Origin of the sequence: Gordonia araii NBRC 100433, from assembly GCF_000241265.1 — a bacterium.
GTDB lineage: Bacteria > Actinomycetota > Actinomycetes > Mycobacteriales > Mycobacteriaceae > Gordonia > Gordonia araii.
Window position 1 is genome coordinate 1 of record NZ_BAEE01000095.1, and the last position, 724, is coordinate 724.

Sequence of the window (724 nt, forward strand, 5' to 3'; positions counted from 1 at the left end):
GGTCTCCGAGAACGCATAGCCGATCACCCTCCTCGAGCAGCCGTCACGGACCGCGCACAGGTACAGCCACCCTTCACCGGTGCGCAGATACGTGATGTCGGAGGTCCACACCAGGTTCAACCCGCCGCGGTCGAAGCGCCGCTCGACCAGATCCGGGATCGAGTGCGGACTCGGATCGACGATCGTGGTCACCGGACGCCACGATCGTGGACTGATTCCTTCAATCCCGGTGTCCCGCATAAGTTTTGACACCGTCTTACGCGACACCGTCTCACCGGAGGCGCGTAGATCAGCGAGGATCCGCGGCGATCCGTACACCCCGTCGGAAGCCTTATGCGCGGCCGCGATCTTCTCCGAGAGTTCTTTCCGGCGGGCCTGCCGGGGCCCGGCGGGTCGCTTCTGCCGATCACGCCACGCGTAGTACCCCGAGCGGGACACACCGAGTAGGCGCGCGCAGCGAGCGACAGTGTAGGTGGCCTTCTCCGCCTCGATCATCGCGAACGCTTCGGCAGGTTCGTATTCTCGGAGGCAAAGAAGGCTGCTGCTTTTTTTAGAAAGTCTCGGTCCATCCGCAGTTCGGCGTTCTCGGCCCGCAACCGTTCGAGCTCGGCTCGTTCATCAACATCGAGGACTTCGGGTGGGGAGTCCATCTCGGCGCGTTCCTTGGCGACCCAGCGGCCCAGCACTGCTTCGCCGACTCCGATCTCCCGAGCGACCTCCGCGG

General features: G+C 64.4%; 2 protein-coding genes. Both read right to left on the reverse strand.

What is annotated here, in order from left to right; genetic code table 11:
- Window positions 1-495 (reverse strand): IS3 family transposase (locus tag GOARA_RS20330; RefSeq protein WP_007323997.1); only part of this gene is annotated, 495 nt, incomplete at its 3' end.
- On the reverse strand, window positions 492-724 hold a 233-nt coding region (locus GOARA_RS18690; RefSeq protein WP_007323998.1), incomplete at its 5' end, for an IS3 family transposase. The genes GOARA_RS18690 and GOARA_RS20330, both read right to left, overlap by 4 nt.